This window comes from Falsiroseomonas selenitidurans (assembly GCF_012103215.1).
Lineage (GTDB): Bacteria > Pseudomonadota > Alphaproteobacteria > Acetobacterales > Acetobacteraceae > Falsiroseomonas > Falsiroseomonas selenitidurans.
Genome location: NZ_JAAVNE010000024.1, coordinates 1 through 15,748, shown reverse-complemented (window position 1 = coordinate 15,748; position 15,748 = coordinate 1). Strand labels below are relative to the sequence as shown.

Below are 15,748 nucleotides of genomic sequence, written 5' to 3'. Positions count from 1 at the left end.
TGAATTGATCCCCATCTGGTGCCACCTTGAGCATCAGATGGAGGCTGTTATGCCGGTCGCTGCGCTTTCCCCCCTACCCGCCACTCTTCCCGGCTTCGCCAGCGAGGCGGAGCGGGACCGCTTCACCCCCGTCGCGCTGAAGGCGCTGCTGCGGCTGGCAGAGGCCTGGCAGTTGACGGGGCAGGAAGCCGCCGCCCTGCTCGGCGTCTCGGCCACGACCTGGGACCGGATGCGGGCCGGGCGCTGGGCGGGCACGCTGTCGCAGGACCAGCTCACCCGCGCCTCCGCTTTGATCGGCCTGTTCAAGGCGCTTCACCTGCTGTTCGCGGATGCCATGGCCGATCGCTGGCCGCGCCTGCCCAACCGCAACCCGCTTTTCGGCGGCGCCTCGCCCGTCGCCGCGATGATCGAGGGCGGCATTCCCCGGCTGATCGAGGCGCGGCGGCATGTGGATGCGATGCGCGGCGGGCTGTGAACGGTTTTCCTCTCCGCACCCTGGCGCTGCCCCGCACCATCCGCCTGGTCACCACGGCCCGGCTGCGCGACTCCGTGCTGCGCGCGCTGGTCGATACGGAGGAGGAATTCACCCTGCTCGCGGCGCTGGAAGGGGCCACCAGCGCCCGGCTGAACGCCGCCAGCGGCCTTCTGCCCGGCCTGCCGCCGGAGGATCTGGTGGCGCGGGTGCCGCACGCCGCCTTCGTCAACGCCGCCTTCGCCTATGCCCGCCCGCGTGGCCTGAACCGCTTCAACGGGCCGGAGCGCGGCGCCTGGTATGCCGCGCTGGCCGTGCGAACGGCGCTGGCCGAGGTCGCGCACCACATGACCGGCCACCTGGCCGATGCCGGCCGATACGAGGCCGAGGTCGCGTATGTGGAGATGCATGCCGCCTTCGCCGGTGCCTTCCTGGATCTGCGGGACCTGCCGCCGCCACCGCCCGCCTGCCTGCATCCGGACCCCGGCATCGGCTACCCTGCCGGCAATGCGCTGGCGGCGCAGGTGATGGCCGCGGGGCATAACGGCATCCTCTACCCCTCCATCCGCGACCCGGGCGGCACCTGCCTGGTGGCGTTGTGGCCGCATGCCGTGCAATCCCCCGCGCAGGGCGCGATCTGGCGCCTGCGCTGGTCCGGCCGCCCGGCGCCCCACATCGAGCAGGTCACGCCCTAGACCATGGCCAAGCCCGTCACCCGCTTCATCTGCCAGGCCTGCGGCGCGCCCTACCCGAAATGGCAGGGCCGCTGCGATGCCTGCGGCGAGTGGAACACGCTGGCCGAGGAAGTGGCCGAGCCGCGTGGCCCCGGCCCGGCGGCCAAGGCGGCGGGCGGGCGGCGGGTGGAATTCGTCGGGCTGAAGGGAAAATCCGCGCCGCCGGCGCGCATCCTGACCGGTATCGCGGAGCTGGACCGGGTGCTGGGGGGCGGGCTGGTGCCGGCCTCCGCCGTGCTGGTCGGCGGCGATCCGGGCATCGGCAAATCCACCATCCTGCTGCAGGCCGCCGCCCGCATCGCCTCCTCCGGCCGCCGCAGCCTCTACATCTCGGGGGAGGAGGCGGTGGAGCAGGTGCGGCTGCGCGCCGCGCGGCTCGGCCTGACCGACTCTCCCATGGGCCTCGCCGCCGCCACCAGCCTGCGCGACATCGTGGCGAGCCTGGAGGGGGAGGGCGAGGTGGCGCTGGTCATCATCGATTCGATCCAGACCGTCTGGCTCGATGCGCTGGATTCCGCGCCCGGCACCGTCAGCCAGGTGCGCGCCTGCGCGGCGGAGCTGATCCGCCTCGCCAAGGCGCGCGGTTTCGCCATCGTCCTGGTCGGCCATGTCACCAAGGAAGGCACCCTGGCCGGGCCGCGGGTGCTGGAGCACATGGTGGACGCCACGCTGTATTTCGAAGGCGACCGCGGCCACCAGTTCCGCATTTTGCGCGCGGTGAAGAACCGCTACGGCGCCACGGATGAGATCGGCGTTTTCGAGATGACGGAGCGCGGCCTGGTCGAGGTCGCCAACCCCTCCGCCCTGTTCCTCGCGGAACGCCGCGGCAATGTCTCCGGCAGCGCCGTGTTCGCGGGCATCGAGGGCACGCGGCCGGTGCTGGTGGAGGTGCAGTGCCTGCTCTCGCCTTCCGCCGGCGGCAGCCCGCGGCGGCAGGTGGTGGGCTGGGATTCGGGCCGGCTGGCGATGCTGCTGGCGGTGCTGGAGACGCGCTGCGGCCTCGGCGTCGGGATGAACGACGTCTACCTCAACATCGCCGGCGGGCTGCGGATCGCGGAACCGGCGGCGGACCTCGCCGTGGCGGCGGCGCTGATCTCGGCGGCGACGGACCGGCCGACCGACCCCGGCGCGGTCTATTTCGGCGAGGTCGGGCTTTCGGGGGAGGTGCGGCAGGTCAGCCAGGCCGACACCAGGCTGCGGGAGGCGCAGAAGCTGGGCTTCACCGCCGCCACCCTGCCGCGCCGTGCCGCCCGCGGCAGCGCCCCGCCGGCCGCGGTGCCGGGGCTGCAACTGGCCGAGACCGGGCATCTTGCGGACCTCGTCGCCGTTTTCGCAGCGCAGACGGTGAAGCGGCGCGCGCCGGCGGAGCCGGGCAAGGCTTGACGGCCGGCCCGGACTGACGGCGCTACTGCGCCGGTTTTGCGGGAGACGGGTAGGGCATGGCGATCCTGGTCACGGGCGCGGCGGGCTTCGTCGGATCCTTCGTCGCCGCCGCGCTGCTGGCGCGCGGTGAAGCGGTGATCGGCCTCGACAACGTCAACAGCTACTATGACGTGGCGCTGAAGGAGGCGCGGCTGGCGCGGCTGGCGGCGCTGCCCGGATTCCGCTTCCTCCGCGTGGACCTGGCCGACCGCGCGGCGATGGAGGCTGCGCTGGCCCCGGTGCTGGCGGCGGTGACGGAGGTGGTGCACCTGGCCGCCCAGGCCGGCGTCCGCTACTCCATGATCGACCCCTACGCCTATGTCGCCTCCAACGTCATGGGCCAGGTGGTGCTGCTGGAGCAGGCGCGGCGGATGCCGGCGCTGCGGCATTTCGTCTATGCCTCCTCCTCCTCCGTCTATGGCGGCAACACGGAACTGCCGTTCCGGGAGACGGACCGGGTGGACCGCCCCGTCTCGCTTTACGCCGCGACCAAGCGGGCGGATGAGCTGATCGGCCAGGCCTACAGCCACCTTTACGGGCTGCCGCAGACGGGGCTGCGCTTCTTCACCGTCTATGGCCCCTGGGGCCGGCCGGACATGGCCTATTACAGCTTCGCCCGTGCGATCGCGGCCGGGGAGCCGATCACGCTCTACGAGGGCGGGCGGCTGAAGCGGGACTTCACCTATATTGACGACATCGTCGAGGGCATCCTCGGCTGCCTGCCGCATCCGCCCGCCGCGGGCGAACCGGCGCGGCTGCTCAACATCGGCAACCACCGGGCGGAAGCGGTGACGACGCTGGTGCGGCTGCTGGAGGAAGGGCTGGGCCGCCGCGCGGAGATCCGCACCGCGCCGCGCCCGGTGGCGGATGTGGAGGAGACCTTTGCCGACATCACCGCCATCCAGGCCCTGGCCGGCTTCGCCCCGCGCACGACGCTGGAGGAGGGCATTCCGCGCTTCGTCGCCTGGTTCCGGGACTGGCACCGGGCGTGATGTCAGCCAAGCCACGATGACACCCGCCCCCCCGACCGCTATAGGCAGGCGCAATGACCTGGGTTGATGCCGTCGTCCTCGCCGTGCTGCTGATCTCGGCCGGGCTCGCCTATTTCCGGGGGCTGGTGCGCGAGGTTCTGGGCGTGGGCGCCTGGGCGGGCGCGATCGTGCTCGCCATCGTCGTGGAGCCCCAGACCAGCCCGCTGGCCGCGGATTATGTGGAACCGCCCTGGCTGGCAACGGGCGTCGCGGTGGGCGCGGTGTTCCTGCTGGCGCTGGTGGTCATGAAGCTGCTGATCGCCTGGCTGGCCGGCCATGTGCAGCGCTCGGCCCTGGGTGGCGTTGACCGCGTGCTGGGACTGGTCTTCGGGCTGGCGCGGGGTGCTTTCGTCATCGTGATTGCCTATATCGTGGCCGGGCTGGTGCTGCCGGCCACCGATCGCTGGCCGGAGCCGGTGCGGCAGGCGCGTTCCCTGCCCCTGGCCGCCGATGGCGCGGCCTGGGTGGTGGCGCATCTGCCCGAGGAATTCCGCCCGCGCCTGCCGGATGGCACGGGCCGCCAGGACCCGAGCATGGATCAGTTGTTGCGCCCCCCCGCGCGCAGCCGGATCTGAAGGACACGCATGACCGACGCCCCCGCTGCCAGCCAATGGGATATCGGCGACGACGACCACCCGCATGAGGAATGCGGCGTCGTCGGCGTCTGGGGCAGCCCGGATGCGGCGGCGCTCACGGCGCTCGGCCTGCACGCCCTGCAGCACCGGGGGCAGGAGGCGGCGGGCATCGTCTCGCTCGCGCCCCAGGGGCAGTTCCATGCCCATAAGGGCCGCGGGCTGGTGGGCGACAATTTCAGCAACGCCGCCGTCATCGCCGGCCTGCCCGGCCATGCCGCGCTGGGCCACAACCGCTACGCCACCACGGGCGAGACGGCGCTGCGCAATGTCCAGCCGCTCTATGCGGATTTCGAGTTCGGCGGCTTCGCCGTGGCGCATAACGGCAACCTGACCAATGCGCATGTGCTGAAGCGCGCTCTGGTGCGCCGCGGCTGCCTGTTCCAGTCCACCACGGACAGCGAGGTGTTCATCCACCTCATCGCCATCAGCCTGTACTCCACCGTGATGGACCGGCTGATCGATGCGCTGAAGCAGGTGCAGGGCGCCTACAGCCTGGTGGCGCTGCACAACGGCGCGCTGATCGGCGCGCGGGACCCGCTGGGCGTGCGGCCGCTGGTGCTGGGCAAGCTGGCCGCCGGCGGCTTCGTGCTGTCGAGCGAGACCTGCGGGCTGGATATCGTCGGCGCCGATTTCGTGCGCGATGTGGAGCCGGGCGAGATCGTGCTGATCGACGATGCCGGCGTGCGCTCGATCCGCCCCTTCGCCCGGCCGGCCAGCCCGCGCTTCTGCATCTTCGAGTACATCTACTTCGCCCGTCCCGATTCCATCGTGGAAGGCACCCCGGTCTACGACACGCGCAAGCGCATCGGCGCGGAGCTGGCGCGTGAATCGGGCGTGGCGGCCGATGTCATCGTACCGGTGCCGGACAGCGGCGTGCCGGCGGCGATGGGCTATGCGGCGGAGGCCGGCATTCCCTTCGAGCTCGGCATCATCCGCAACCACTATGTCGGCCGCACCTTCATCGAGCCGACGGACCAGATCCGCAACCTCGGCGTGAAGCTGAAGCACAGCGCCAACCGGTCCATGATCGAGGGCAAGCGCGTGGTGCTGGTGGATGACAGCATCGTCCGCGGCACCACCAGCCGCAAGATCGTGGAGATGGTGCGCCAGGCGGGCGCGACGGAGGTGCATATGCGCATCTCCTCCCCCCCCACCACGCATTCCTGCTTCTACGGCATCGACACGCCGGAACGCTCCAAGCTGCTGGCGGCGAAGCACGACGTGGCGGAAATGGCGCGGATCATCGGCGCCGACAGCCTGGGCTTCATCTCGCTGGACGGGCTGTACCGTGCCCTCGGCCGCCCCGGCCGCGATGCCGCCGCGCCGGCCTATTGCGACGCCTGCTTCACCGGCGACTACGCCATCCCGCTGCTCGACCAGCAGGACAATTCCGAACGCCCGCTGCCGCTGTTGCAGGTCGCCAACCGGTAGGCTCGGCGTGATCGTCGCGCTCTCCGACCGGCCGGACCTGGCCCCGCTCGTCGCCGCCTGGCGGATCGAGGCGTTCTTCCAGGGACCCGGCCCCTGGACCGAGGCGCGGATGCTGGCGGCGCTGCTGGCGCCGAAGCGGGGGCCGGAGGAGACCTTCGTCTGCTTCGCGGCGGCGGAGCCGGTGGGAACGGCGAGCCTGGTCTGCCAGGACCTGGAGTCGCGGCCGGACCTGACGCCGTGGCTGGCCGGCGTGGTGGTGCAGCCGGCGCACCGGCTGCGTGGCCATGCCAGCGCGCTGGTCCGGCGTGTGGAGGCGTTTGCGCGGCAGGCCGGGGTGGCGGAGATCTTCCTCTACACCTCCCGCGCCGAGGGGCTTTATGCGCGGCTGGGTTGGCAGCGCATGGGACTGGAATGGGACAAGGGGCGCGAGGTCGTGCTGATGCGCCGCGCCCTGCAGCATTAGGATTTCCGTGTGACGCTTCCCCTGCAAGACCGCGTGGCCCTGGTCACCGGCGCTTCCCGCGGCATTGGCGCGGCCCTGGCCGTGGAGCTTGCCCGGCTGGGCGCGCAGCTGGTCCTGCTGGCCCGCACCCAGGGCGGGCTGGAGGAGACGGATGACGCCATCCGCGCCGCCACCGGCCGCGGCGCCACGCTGCTGCCGCTGGACCTGCACAAGGATGCCGACAAGCAGCTGGACCTGCTCGGCGCCTCCATCATGGAGCGCTTCGGGCGGCTGGACATCCTGGTGCACAATGCCGGGGTGCTGAACAAGCTGACGCCCGTGGCGCATATCGAGCCGAAGGATTGGGCGGAGACGGTGGGCGTGAACCTGAGCGCCGCCTGGCGGCTGATCCGGTCCTGCGACCCGCCACTGCGCGCGGCGGAGGCCGGGCGGGCGGTGTTCGTCACCACCGGCCGCGTGCTGCGGCCGAAGCCCTATTGGGGCCTGTATGGCGCCACCAAGGCGGGCATGGAGCACCTGGTGCAGACCTGGGCGGCGGAGGTGGTCAACACCCGGCTGCGGGTGAACCTGTTCGACCCCGATATCGTGGCGACGAAGATGCGCGCCCAGGCCATGCCGGGCGAGGACCCAAGCCGCCTGACCCAGCCCGCCGAGGTCGCCCCGGCCCTGGCCGCGCTGTGCCTGCCGGCGGAGACGCGGCACGGGGAAAGGGTGCTGTTCCAACCCGGGTGATACCCAATCCCGTTGATCGGCACCGGCGCCCGCCGAACGGCTGCCACGCCAGGGCGCCCGGGGCGAGACGTCGGAAGAATGACAAAATCTGTCTATTGTCATTCGTCATTGCCATGCCCATCTGCCTGCCACACCGCGACGTGACGGAGCAGTTCGCATGGAATTCCGCAGCCTTGGCCCGACCGGGCCCCGCATTTCCGCCCTCGGCCTCGGCTGCATGGGCATGTCCGATTTCTACGGCCCGGCGGATGAGGCGACCTCGATCGCCACCATCCATGCCGCTCAGGAAGCCGGCATCACCTGGTTCGACACTGGCGATTTCTACGGCATGGGCCACAATGAACTGCTGCTGCGGGAGGCGCTGAAGGGCACGCGCCGGCAGCGCGCCTTCCTGGCCGTGAAGTTCGGCGCCCAGCGCGACCCGACCGGCGCCTTCCTGGGCTTCGACGGCCGGCCGGCGGCGGTGAAGACCGCGCTGGCCTACACGCTGAAGCGGCTCGGCACCGACCATGTCGACCTCTACCAGCCGGCACGCCTCGACCCCGCCGTGCCGATCGAGGAGACGGTGGGCGCGATCGCGGACCTCGTGGCGGCCGGCCATGTGCGCCATGTCGGGCTTTCCGAAATGGGCGCGGAGACCATCCGCCGGGCGCACGCCACCCACCCCATCGCCGCGCTGCAGATCGAGTATTCCCTGATGTCGCGCGGGCCGGAGGCGGCGATCCTGCCGGTGCTGGCCGAACTCGGCATCGCGCTCAGCGCCTATGGCGTGCTCGGGCGCGGCCTGCTGGGCGGCAGCCTGCCGCAGGGCCGCGGCGATTTCCGCGCCCATTCGCCGCGCTTCCAGGGCGCCAACCTGGTGCGCAACCAGGCGCTGGCGGCGGCCCTGGCCGCCCTGGCCGCAGAACGCGGCGCGACGCCGGCGCAGATGGCCATCGCCTGGGCGCTGGCAAAGGGCCCGCACGTCATCCCGCTGGTCGGCGCCAGGCGCCCGGAGCGGCTGGCGGAGGCGCTCGGCGCGCTGGCGCTGCATCTGCAGCCGGAGGAGCTGGCGGCGCTGGAGGCGGCGGTGCCGGCGGAGGCCGTCGCCGGCACCCGCTATGACGCGCATCAGATGGCCCTGCTGGACAGCGAGCGCCCGGCCGCCTGAAAAGGGATCATGCCCGAAGCCCCCGCCACCGCCGAACCCGCCGCGCTGCGCATGCTGGACGCCGCCGAGGCGCTGATCCGCCGCCACGGCCCGGCCAAGGCCACGGTGGTGGATGTGGCCCGCGCGCTGGGGATGAGCCATGGCAATGTCTACCGCCACTTCCCCAGCAAGGCGGCGCTGCGGGAAGCGGTGGTGGCGCGCTGGCTGCATGCGGTGGTGGAACCGCTGGAGCCCATCGTCACCGGCCCGGAGGAAGCCCCGGCGCGACTCGCCCGCTACATCCGCACCCTGGCCGGGCTGAAGCGCCAGAAGGTGCTGGGCGATCCGGAGCTGTTCGCCGCCTACCACCTGCTGGCCGAGGAACACCGGGATGCGGTGGCCGCGCATGTGGCGACGCTGCGCCAGCATGTCGCGACCATCCTGCGGCAGGGGCAGGCCGCGGGAGACTGGCGGGTGCCGGACCCGGATGCCACGGCGCAGTTGCTCCTCGAAGCCACGATGCGGTTCCACCACCCGCACCTGGTCCGCGAACAGGCCGCGGACGAGACGGCGCCGGCGCGGCTGGAGGCGCTGCTCGCCCTGCTCGTGAAGGGCCTCGGCCCGGCCTGATGTCCGATCCGCTCGCGGCGAGGCTTCGCGGCACGCGGCCGAAACGGCCGCGCCTTCGGAGGACCGGTCCGCCGGCAGACGGCGGCCCCCACCGGGCCGGAGGGCAGGGAGCGAAACGGCATGCTGGCGCGTTGAGCTTCCGAACCGGGGAGCCGCCCGCCCCCCCGGCCGTGCCGGCCATGGGCGCGATGCGGCCCCTGCGGCCCAGGAGATGTCATGCTGCTTCCGAACAACGCCTTTGTCGCCGTCGCCGACGGCGAGAAGCTGAACCTCTACAGGAACAGCGGCGACGCCGCCGCGCCGAGGCTCACCGCCCTGCAACCCCCAGACATGGACAGCGACCCCCGGGGCGGTGCCGGCGGCCACGGCAGCAGCGCCGCCAACCCCGATGACAGCCAGCAGAGTGAGGATGGCTTCGCCGCCGGAATCGCCGGGATGCTGAACAAGCAGGTGTTGGCCGGCCATGTCGACAGCCTGGTCATCATCGCCGCGCCCCGGACGCTGGGCGAATTGCGCAAGCATTACCACAAGACCCTGTCCGCGAAGCTGCTCGGCGAGATCCCGAAGGACCTGACCGGCCACGCCATCAAGGACATCGAGGCGGCGATCGCCGCGGCCTGAGCGAGCAGTCGGGAACCGGCGGCCGGGGCGCCGTTGGCCGCGATCCCCTGGCCAGGGGCGCGGCCTGCGCCGGTCAGGCCGCTTCGACCGCCAGCGTGTCCGGCGCCGCCAGTTCATGCGCCGCCAGATGCGCGTTCGGGTCGTGGTCGCGCAGCAGGCGGCGCAGCATCTGGCGCATCACCAGGCTTGGCCGGTCCAGGATCATGTGCGCCTCCGCCTTCGGGTCCAGCGGGAAGTCGGCGGGGCAGGATTCCAGCAGGCGGCGATCCTCGCTGCCCACCCGGCGGTCGAAGGCGGCGATGGCGGCGCCCGGCGCCTCGGCCTCCGTGTCGCTGCGGTAGACGAACTGGATGCGGCGGCAGCGCTGGTCGTCGATCGGCGTGGCAAAGCCGCAGATCGCGTGGACGAGGCCGTTCGGATAGGTGAAGTGCAGGGTGAAGGCGCCGGGCATCAGCCATTTGATGTCCGCCTTGCGCACCGTCTCCGGCGCCGCGATGCGCAGGTTGCGCTGCTGGTCGGCGCGGTTGGCCACCGGCAGGTCGCAGCGGAAGTTCACCCCATGTGGCATCGGCACCAGGGTCAACCGCGGCATGGTGGGCTTGCTGTCGTCGCCGATGGTGGCGCGATGGACGAAGGCGACATGCCCGACATCCAGCGCATTCTCCGCCACCCGCAGGAAGTTGGCCTCCCAATCCTCGGCGTATTCGAAGATCTGGCGGAAGCCTTGGTCCTCCGCATGCGGCAGGTCGGGGATCGGCAGCAGCGGGTTCTCGTCCAGGCAGACCCAGGCGAAGCCGTAGCGCGCCACGCAGGCATAGGGCTTTGCGGCGCTGCGCGCGCCGGCCCGCAATTCCGGCATCTGCGGCACGAACAGGCAGGTGCCGCTGCGAGCGAATTCCCAGCCGTGATAGCCGCAGGCCAGCGCCCCCTTCACCACGGTGGAATCGACCGACAGCTTGGCCGATCGGTGCGGGCAGCGGTCCTGCAGGCAGGCCGGGGCGCCCGCCTCGTCCAGCCACAGCACGATATCCTCACCCAGCAGGCGGAAGCCGCGCGGCCCGGCGGCAAGCTCCTCAAGCTGGAAGATCGGGTACCAGAAGCGGCGGAAGACGGGGTGCTGCGTGGCGAGCATGTCCGAGAACTCCGGCAGGGTCCGCCGGACGGGCTAGCAAACGCGATGCCAGCCCTATTCCTCCTCGGCGTAGGGGTTGTCGGTGCCGCGCAGATGCAGGCGGATGGGCACGCCGGGCATCTCGAACTGCTCGCGGAAGCTGTTCACCAGGTAGCGGCGGTAATCCTCCGGCAGCTGCTCTGCCCGCGTGCCGAAGACGGCGATGGTCGGCGGCCGGGCCTTGGGCATGGTGGCGTAGCGCAGCTTGATCCGCTTGCCCTCCACCAGCGGCGGCTGGTGGCGTTCCTTCATCACCTCGAACCAGCGGTTCAGCTCGCCGGTCGGCACGCGGCGGTTCCACAGGCCATAGGCGGCGCGCACGGCGGGCATCAGCCGGTCCAGCCCGCGGCCATTGGCGGCGGAGATCGGCACCACGGTGATGCCCTTCATCTGCGCGAAGCTGGCCATCAGCGTGTCGTCCAGCTTGCGGCGCGTGGCGGTGCGGTCTTCCACCGCGTCCCACTTGTTGAAGGCGATCACCAGCGCGCGGCCCTCGCGTTCTGCCAGCCGGCCGATGCGCAAATCCTGCTCATCCATGCCCTGGATGGCATCGACCACCAGGATCACCACCTCCGCCTCCTTCAGCGCGGCGATGCTGGCCTCGGTCGACATCTTCTCCAGCAGCTTCTCGATCCGCGCCTTCTTGCGCAGGCCGGCGGTGTCCACCAGCCGGATCAGGCCTTCCTCGTCGCGAAACTCGACGCTGATCGCATCGCGCGTCAGGCCCGGCTCCGGCCCGGTGATCATGCGTTCCTCGCCCAGCAGGGCGTTCATCAGCGTGGATTTGCCGGCATTCGGCCGGCCGAGGATGGCCAGCCGCAGCGGCCGCTCGCGCGCCTCGCCCTTGCCGCGGCGGGGTTCCGCGTGCAGCAGGTCGCGCACCTCGTCATGCAGGTTGCCGAAGCCGTCGCCATGTTCGGCCGAGACCGCGATGGGGTCGCCGAGGCCGAGCTCATAGGCCTCCATCGCCGCCTGAAGGCCGTTGCGGCCTTCCGCCTTGTTGGCCACCAGCAGCACCGGCACCGGCGCCTTGCGCAGCCACTGGCCGAAGGCGCGGTCCGCCGCGGTCAGCCCGGCGCGGGCGTCGATCACGAACAGCACCAGGTCGGCCTGGCGCAGCGCCGCCTCGCTGCTCGCGGTCATGCGGCCCGGCAGCGTGTCCGGCGCCGCTTCCTCCAGCCCTGCCGTGTCGATCAGCCGGACGGGCACGCCGCCGATCTCGGCCTCCACCTCCTTGCGGTCGCGGGTGACGCCGGGGGTGTCGTCGACCAGCGCGATCTTCCGCCCGGCCAGGCGGTTGAACAGGGAGGATTTGCCCACATTGGGGCGGCCCAGGATGGCGACCGTCTGCATGATGTTCCGTATGTCCCGGCCGCCTTCAGGCGCGGCCAGACACGGCTATAGCACGGACGGGCGATTTCGCCCGTGGCCCTGTGCGGCTGCGCCGACGCGCCGGCGCCTCAGCGCAGCGCCATCAGCGTGCCGTCATTGCCCAGCAGCGCCAGCGTGCCCTGCGCCAGCGCACCCGGCAGGGTGACGCCGGCCGAAAGCGGCACGCGGCCGGCGATCTGCCCATCGCCCGGCGCCACCATCAGCAGTTCGGACCGGCTGGAGGGCACCAGCAGGAAGCCGCCGGCCAGGATCGGCTGGCCGAAGCGGGCCGGATCCTCCCGCCGCCGGCCGCCTTCCGGCGAGGGGTCGAGTTCCCGCACCCAGCGGATGCGCCCATCCTCCCGCCCCACGGCCACGGCTTCCCCGGCACGGGTGACGGAAAACGCCCAGTCGCCGGCGGTTGCAACCCCGGTGCCGCCGCCGAAGGCGCGTTCCCACAGCCGGCGCCCGCTGCGCAGGTCCACCGCGATGGTGGTGTCGCCAAGGCCGGCGGCGATCACCAGGCCGCGGTCGATCACCGGCAGGCCGGTGATGCCGACGATATCCGCCAGGCTGGTGGCGCCGACAGTGCCGACGCCCTCCGCCCACAGCAGCCGCCCGTCGCTGACGCGCAGCGCCGCCAACTCCCCGGTGCCGAAGCCGGCCACCACCGTCTCGCCCTCCACCGCCGGGGCGGGCAGGCCGAGCGGCAGGGTGGCGAGCGCGCCGGCGCGATGCGTCCACAGCCGGCGGCCATCCTCGGTGGACAGCGCCAGCAGGTGGTTTTCCAGCGTCACCACGAAGAGGCGGCCGCCGGCCACGGTGGGGGCGCCGCGGGTGGGCGTGGGGGTGCGCACGCGCCAGCGCACCGCGCCATCCTCCGGCGCCAGGGCCAGCACCTCCCCCTGGCCGGTGGCGGCGTAGAGCACGCCATCGGCGAAGGCGACGCCGCCACCCACCGTCCCGGTGCTCTCATCCTCCGGCGTGGTGGCGACGCGCCAGCGGCGGCTGCCATCGGCCAGCGCGAAGGCCGAGACCTCCCCGGCCGAATCGACGGTGTAGAGGCTGTCGCCGGCGATGACCGGCCCGGCGGTGAGCTGCTGCCGGTAGCCGGAGCCGGCACCGGCCGAGGCGCGCCAGGCCTGGCGCGGCTCGGCGGCGAAGGCGACATGGCCGGGGGCGTGGCTGGGCGGGCCGCCGGCCTGGGGCCAGTCCGCCCGGGGCTCGGCCGGTGGCAGCTGCACCGGCCGGTCGGCCAGGCCCGAATCGGCGGCCAGGGGCGGGTCGGCCCGCAGCACCGTCCGGCGCTCCCCGGGCAGGGGCCGCTTGGAGGAGCCGAACAGGCTGTCATAGGCGCTGCTGCAGCCGGGCAGCAGCGCGGCGAGCCCGAGCAGGCCGGTGCGGCGGGTGTATCGTGCGTTCATCATGATCCCAGCCCCGCGGCCAGCCGCTGGGCCCTTTCGCGCAGGGCGGGTGTGGCCGCGGCATCGCCGGCCAGGGCCTGCAATTGCTGGCGGGCTTCCGCCGTTTCGCCGCGCCGGATGGCGACCAGCGCCGCCAATTCCCGCGCCGGGGCCTGCCAGGCATTGCCCGGCTGGGTCAGCGGCGCGATGCGCGCGGCCAGCTGCGCCGGGTCCGCGGTGCCAAGGCCATGGCCGACCCAGAGCAGGCTCGCCAGGTCGCGATACAGCGGCTCCGCCGCCTGATCCTGCGCCACCTGGTCCCACAGCGCCAGGGCGGCGACGGTGTCGCCGGCCTCCGCCTTCAACGCGGCGGCGCGCAGCCGGGCCAGGGTCCGGTAGCCGGAGGGCGCTTCCCGCCCCAGCGCGGCGAAGCCATCGGCGGCGGCCGCCAGGTCAGCGCCTTCCCGCGCCGCGGTGGCGTTCAGCGCCATGTAGGTGTTGGCGGCGGTCGCGGCCTCGCGCGCCTGCCACCAGCGCCAGCCCTGCACGCCGCCGGCGGCGGCGATGGCCAGCAGCACGATCCCGAGGCCCAGGCCGCCATAGCGCCGCGCCAGGCGGCGGGCACGTTCGGCGCGAAGGTCCTCTTCGACCTCGTCGAAGATGTCGGGCACGGGCTTTCCTTTGGTCGACCGGGGCGCGGACCATAGCCGCGTGTACAGGTCGCGTTAAGCCCGGCGCCGTAGCTTCCGGCCATGACCCGGCCCGAGATCCTCAAAACCGCGTATCCGGGCTGGCGCCGGCTGGGGCTGGCGCTTGTCCTGCTGGGCCTGGCCGGCTGCCAGATCGGCCCGACCGTCAGCGCCACGGCCGGCCCCATGCTGGTGGCGACCGGCGCGTCGCTGGTGCTGACCGGGCGCACCCCGGTGGACCATGTGGCGAGCCTGGCGACCGGCCGGGATTGCTCGGCGGTGCGGCTGGAGCGCGGCGAGAGCTGGTGCGCCCCGCTGCCCGCGCCACCGCCGGCGCAGCCCTATTGCACACGCTCGCTCGGCGCCGTGGATTGCTGGCTGCGCCCGCCGGTCGGTGCCGGGCGCCCGGTCGCGGACCCGGTGCTGGGGCCCGTGGCGGCAACGGGCCCGCCCACGCTTCCGGCAGGGCAGCCTGCGGTGGAGCCGGTGGCGATGCCCGCCGCGGCCGCCACCCCGCCAATGGCCGCAGCCGCGCCGGCGACCGGTGCGATGCCCCCGGCCGGGTCGCCCGCCGCACCCTGAGCGGCGGTGAATCGGCGCCTGAAAGCACCAGATCCGCAGGCGGAACCTGGACGACATCAACGGGCACCCAGGCCGGGTGCCGGTGGTCGTGACCGATCGACGCCCTATTCGCCGGCGCCGCTCGCCATCCCGGGCCGACAAGGCGTGAATCCGATGTCTTCAGCCGCTTTGGGGCGGCGTCTCCATACCTGCCGCACGAAGGTTTCACCTTCATGCCCCTCAGGCGCCGCGCATCCGCGCGGCTTGGCTTCGCGGCACTTGCCGCGGCGCCCATGCGGCCGCTCGGGCCGCAGGTCGGGACGTCGTGCGTCGGGTATCAGGCCAGCGGGCCGCGCCAGAGCTGCACGCCCGTGCGCAGGGCGGTGCCGGGGGTGTCGAGATTGAGTGCCGCCGGCCGCTCCGCCGCCAGGCGCCAGCCCCCTGGCGCCAGGGCGCGGATCGCCAGATGTTCCTGCGCCCGGCTGCTGGGCTGCAGCATCAGCCAGCGGACCCGCTCGCCCAGCAGTGCGGTGGCCGAGGCGACCAGGGCGATGAGGTTGCCGCGCGGGCCGATGCGCAGCAGGTCCCAGGCGGTCTCGAGCCCGACCAGATCCTGGGCCAGGGCGGCCCGCGGCGGCAGGCGGGCGGGGTCGGAGCCGACCGCGGCCTGCAGCAGCCGACGCTCGGCCTCGGTGAAACCGGCCTCCGTCAGCCGGCCGAGCGCCGCGGCGAAACGGCCTGGGTCGGGTTCCGCCACATGCAGCACGGGCGCCAGTGCCCGCCGCCGTGCCGACAGCCCGCCCGCCACGACGAGATCCGGTACCACGCCGCCGAGGAACAAGGCCCGCCAGCCTGTCGTGGCCGAGTCCAGGCTCCGCGCCAGGGCCAGCCAATCGGCCGGCTCCTCCAGCCGGGGCGCGGTGGTGCCGGCGGTGATGGCCGCCTTCGCAGCCTCGATGGCGGCGGGTGCCAGGGGATCGGCGGCCCTTGTCCCGGATGCGGCCTCGGGCGCGGCAGGCGGGGAGGCGGCGGTGGGTGGCCGGCTGGGCAGCACCGGCCGGCTGGCCAGGAGCGCCCTGGCGTCAGGCGCCGGCATGGCAGCCTCGGCCTCGGTGGCTGGCGCTTCGGCCCGCGCCGGAACGCCGGCGGGGGGCGTTGCCAATTGCGCGACGGCCGGGGGGGCCTTGGCAGCGGCGCCTGCGGCGGGCTGAGCGGGCCTGGCGGCGGCCGGGACCGGCGCGGCGGCCTTGGCG

The 15,748-nt window shown here is 72.9% G+C and carries 17 protein-coding genes; 12 read left to right on the top strand and 5 right to left on the bottom strand.

The features are described from left to right. Positions 1 to 49: 49 nt before the first annotated feature. The 11 genes from HEQ75_RS15265 to HEQ75_RS15215 all read left to right on the top strand — a co-directional run bounded on the left by HEQ75_RS15265 (position 50) and on the right by HEQ75_RS15215 (position 9,300). On the top strand, positions 50 to 475 hold the full coding sequence (locus HEQ75_RS15265; protein WP_168032074.1) for an antitoxin Xre-like helix-turn-helix domain-containing protein: 426 nt from the start codon (positions 50 to 52) through the stop codon (positions 473 to 475). Continuing rightward, the gene (locus HEQ75_RS15260; protein ID WP_168032072.1) at positions 472 to 1,167 is read left to right on the top strand and encodes an RES family NAD+ phosphorylase; all 696 of its coding nucleotides are present in this window, start codon (positions 472 to 474) and stop codon (positions 1,165 to 1,167) included. Before HEQ75_RS15265 ends, HEQ75_RS15260 begins: the two co-directional genes overlap by 4 nt. Positions 1,168 to 1,170: 3 nt before the next feature. Beyond that, positions 1,171 to 2,589: a DNA repair protein RadA gene (gene radA / locus HEQ75_RS15255; RefSeq protein ID WP_168032070.1), complete on the top strand. Its 1,419-nt coding sequence runs from the start codon at positions 1,171 to 1,173 to the stop codon at positions 2,587 to 2,589. 56 nt (positions 2,590 to 2,645) lie between these two features. Further along, positions 2,646 to 3,620, top strand: coding sequence for an NAD-dependent epimerase/dehydratase family protein (locus HEQ75_RS15250; RefSeq protein ID WP_168032068.1), 975 nt, complete (start codon positions 2,646 to 2,648; stop codon positions 3,618 to 3,620). A 53-nt stretch (positions 3,621 to 3,673) separates the two neighbouring features. Continuing rightward, complete coding sequence (locus tag HEQ75_RS15245) at positions 3,674 to 4,234, top strand: CvpA family protein (protein WP_168032066.1); 561 nt, start codon at positions 3,674 to 3,676, stop codon at positions 4,232 to 4,234. Between the two features lie 9 nt (positions 4,235 to 4,243). Then, the gene (gene purF, locus HEQ75_RS15240) at positions 4,244 to 5,725 is read left to right on the top strand and encodes an amidophosphoribosyltransferase (RefSeq protein ID WP_168032064.1); all 1,482 of its coding nucleotides are present in this window, start codon (positions 4,244 to 4,246) and stop codon (positions 5,723 to 5,725) included. Positions 5,726 to 5,732: 7 nt separating this feature from the next. Then, positions 5,733 to 6,188 carry a GNAT family N-acetyltransferase gene (locus HEQ75_RS28810; RefSeq protein ID WP_168032062.1) on the top strand — a complete coding sequence of 152 codons (456 nt, stop codon included), beginning with the start codon at positions 5,733 to 5,735 and terminating at the stop codon, positions 6,186 to 6,188. Between the two features lie 9 nt (positions 6,189 to 6,197). Continuing rightward, complete coding sequence (locus tag HEQ75_RS15230; RefSeq protein ID WP_168032060.1) at positions 6,198 to 6,920, top strand: SDR family NAD(P)-dependent oxidoreductase; 723 nt, start codon at positions 6,198 to 6,200, stop codon at positions 6,918 to 6,920. A gap of 157 nt (positions 6,921 to 7,077) precedes the next feature. Next, positions 7,078 to 8,070, top strand: coding sequence for an aldo/keto reductase (locus HEQ75_RS15225; protein ID WP_168032058.1), 993 nt, complete (start codon positions 7,078 to 7,080; stop codon positions 8,068 to 8,070). Positions 8,071 to 8,079: 9 nt separating this feature from the next. Then, the gene (locus tag HEQ75_RS15220) at positions 8,080 to 8,679 is read left to right on the top strand and encodes a TetR family transcriptional regulator (RefSeq protein WP_168032056.1); all 600 of its coding nucleotides are present in this window, start codon (positions 8,080 to 8,082) and stop codon (positions 8,677 to 8,679) included. A 216-nt stretch (positions 8,680 to 8,895) separates the two neighbouring features. Beyond that, positions 8,896 to 9,300, top strand: a complete 405-nt coding sequence (locus HEQ75_RS15215) for a host attachment family protein (protein WP_168032054.1) — start codon at positions 8,896 to 8,898, stop codon at positions 9,298 to 9,300. 73 nt (positions 9,301 to 9,373) lie between these two features. Here HEQ75_RS15215 and HEQ75_RS15210 read toward each other — a convergent pair whose 3' ends face one another. From HEQ75_RS15210 to HEQ75_RS15195, 4 genes are all read right to left on the bottom strand, one after another. Further along, on the bottom strand, positions 9,374 to 10,432 hold the full coding sequence (locus HEQ75_RS15210; protein ID WP_168032052.1) for an aromatic ring-hydroxylating oxygenase subunit alpha: 1,059 nt from the start codon (positions 10,430 to 10,432) through the stop codon (positions 9,374 to 9,376). Positions 10,433 to 10,486: 54 nt separating this feature from the next. Further along, a complete protein-coding gene (gene der / locus HEQ75_RS15205) occupies positions 10,487 to 11,824 on the bottom strand; it encodes a ribosome biogenesis GTPase Der (RefSeq protein WP_168032050.1) in 1,338 nt (445 codons plus the stop codon). 107 nt (positions 11,825 to 11,931) lie between these two features. Then, complete coding sequence (locus tag HEQ75_RS15200; protein WP_168032048.1) at positions 11,932 to 13,269, bottom strand: outer membrane protein assembly factor BamB family protein; 1,338 nt, start codon at positions 13,267 to 13,269, stop codon at positions 11,932 to 11,934. Beyond that, complete coding sequence (locus tag HEQ75_RS15195; RefSeq protein ID WP_168032046.1) at positions 13,266 to 13,916, bottom strand: tetratricopeptide repeat protein; 651 nt, start codon at positions 13,914 to 13,916, stop codon at positions 13,266 to 13,268. The genes HEQ75_RS15200 and HEQ75_RS15195 overlap by 4 nt, the downstream gene beginning before the upstream one ends. Before the next feature lie 81 nt (positions 13,917 to 13,997). On the opposite strand from HEQ75_RS15195, the gene HEQ75_RS15190 reads away from it, so the two are divergent. Continuing rightward, positions 13,998 to 14,516: a hypothetical protein gene (locus HEQ75_RS15190; protein ID WP_168032044.1), complete on the top strand. Its 519-nt coding sequence runs from the start codon at positions 13,998 to 14,000 to the stop codon at positions 14,514 to 14,516. A gap of 316 nt (positions 14,517 to 14,832) precedes the next feature. On the opposite strand, the gene HEQ75_RS15185 is transcribed toward HEQ75_RS15190, so the two are convergent. Continuing rightward, positions 14,833 to 15,591: a hypothetical protein gene (locus HEQ75_RS15185; RefSeq protein WP_168032042.1), complete on the bottom strand. Its 759-nt coding sequence runs from the start codon at positions 15,589 to 15,591 to the stop codon at positions 14,833 to 14,835. Positions 15,592 to 15,748 lie beyond the last annotated feature (157 nt).

Bases quoted from the DNA above. Each gene is read 5' to 3' on its own strand.
- HEQ75_RS15265 (WP_168032074.1), top strand. From the start codon at position 50: ATGCCGGTCGCTGCGCTTTCCCCCCTACCCGCCACTCTTCCCGGCTTC.
- HEQ75_RS15200 (WP_168032048.1), bottom strand. From the start codon at position 13,269: ATGATGAACGCACGATACACCCGCCGCACCGGCCTGCTCGGGCTCGCC.
- HEQ75_RS15220 (WP_168032056.1), top strand. From the start codon at position 8,080: ATGCCCGAAGCCCCCGCCACCGCCGAACCCGCCGCGCTGCGCATGCTG.
- radA (WP_168032070.1), top strand. From the start codon at position 1,171: ATGGCCAAGCCCGTCACCCGCTTCATCTGCCAGGCCTGCGGCGCGCCC.
- der (WP_168032050.1), bottom strand. From the start codon at position 11,824: ATGCAGACGGTCGCCATCCTGGGCCGCCCCAATGTGGGCAAATCCTCC.
- HEQ75_RS15245 (WP_168032066.1), top strand. From the start codon at position 3,674: ATGACCTGGGTTGATGCCGTCGTCCTCGCCGTGCTGCTGATCTCGGCC.
- HEQ75_RS15190 (WP_168032044.1), top strand. From the start codon at position 13,998: ATGACCCGGCCCGAGATCCTCAAAACCGCGTATCCGGGCTGGCGCCGG.
- HEQ75_RS15250 (WP_168032068.1), top strand. From the start codon at position 2,646: ATGGCGATCCTGGTCACGGGCGCGGCGGGCTTCGTCGGATCCTTCGTC.
- HEQ75_RS15210 (WP_168032052.1), bottom strand. From the start codon at position 10,432: ATGCTCGCCACGCAGCACCCCGTCTTCCGCCGCTTCTGGTACCCGATC.
- HEQ75_RS15215 (WP_168032054.1), top strand. From the start codon at position 8,896: ATGCTGCTTCCGAACAACGCCTTTGTCGCCGTCGCCGACGGCGAGAAG.
- HEQ75_RS15185 (WP_168032042.1), bottom strand. From the start codon at position 15,591: ATGCCGGCGCCTGACGCCAGGGCGCTCCTGGCCAGCCGGCCGGTGCTG.
- purF (WP_168032064.1), top strand. From the start codon at position 4,244: ATGACCGACGCCCCCGCTGCCAGCCAATGGGATATCGGCGACGACGAC.
- HEQ75_RS15225 (WP_168032058.1), top strand. From the start codon at position 7,078: ATGGAATTCCGCAGCCTTGGCCCGACCGGGCCCCGCATTTCCGCCCTC.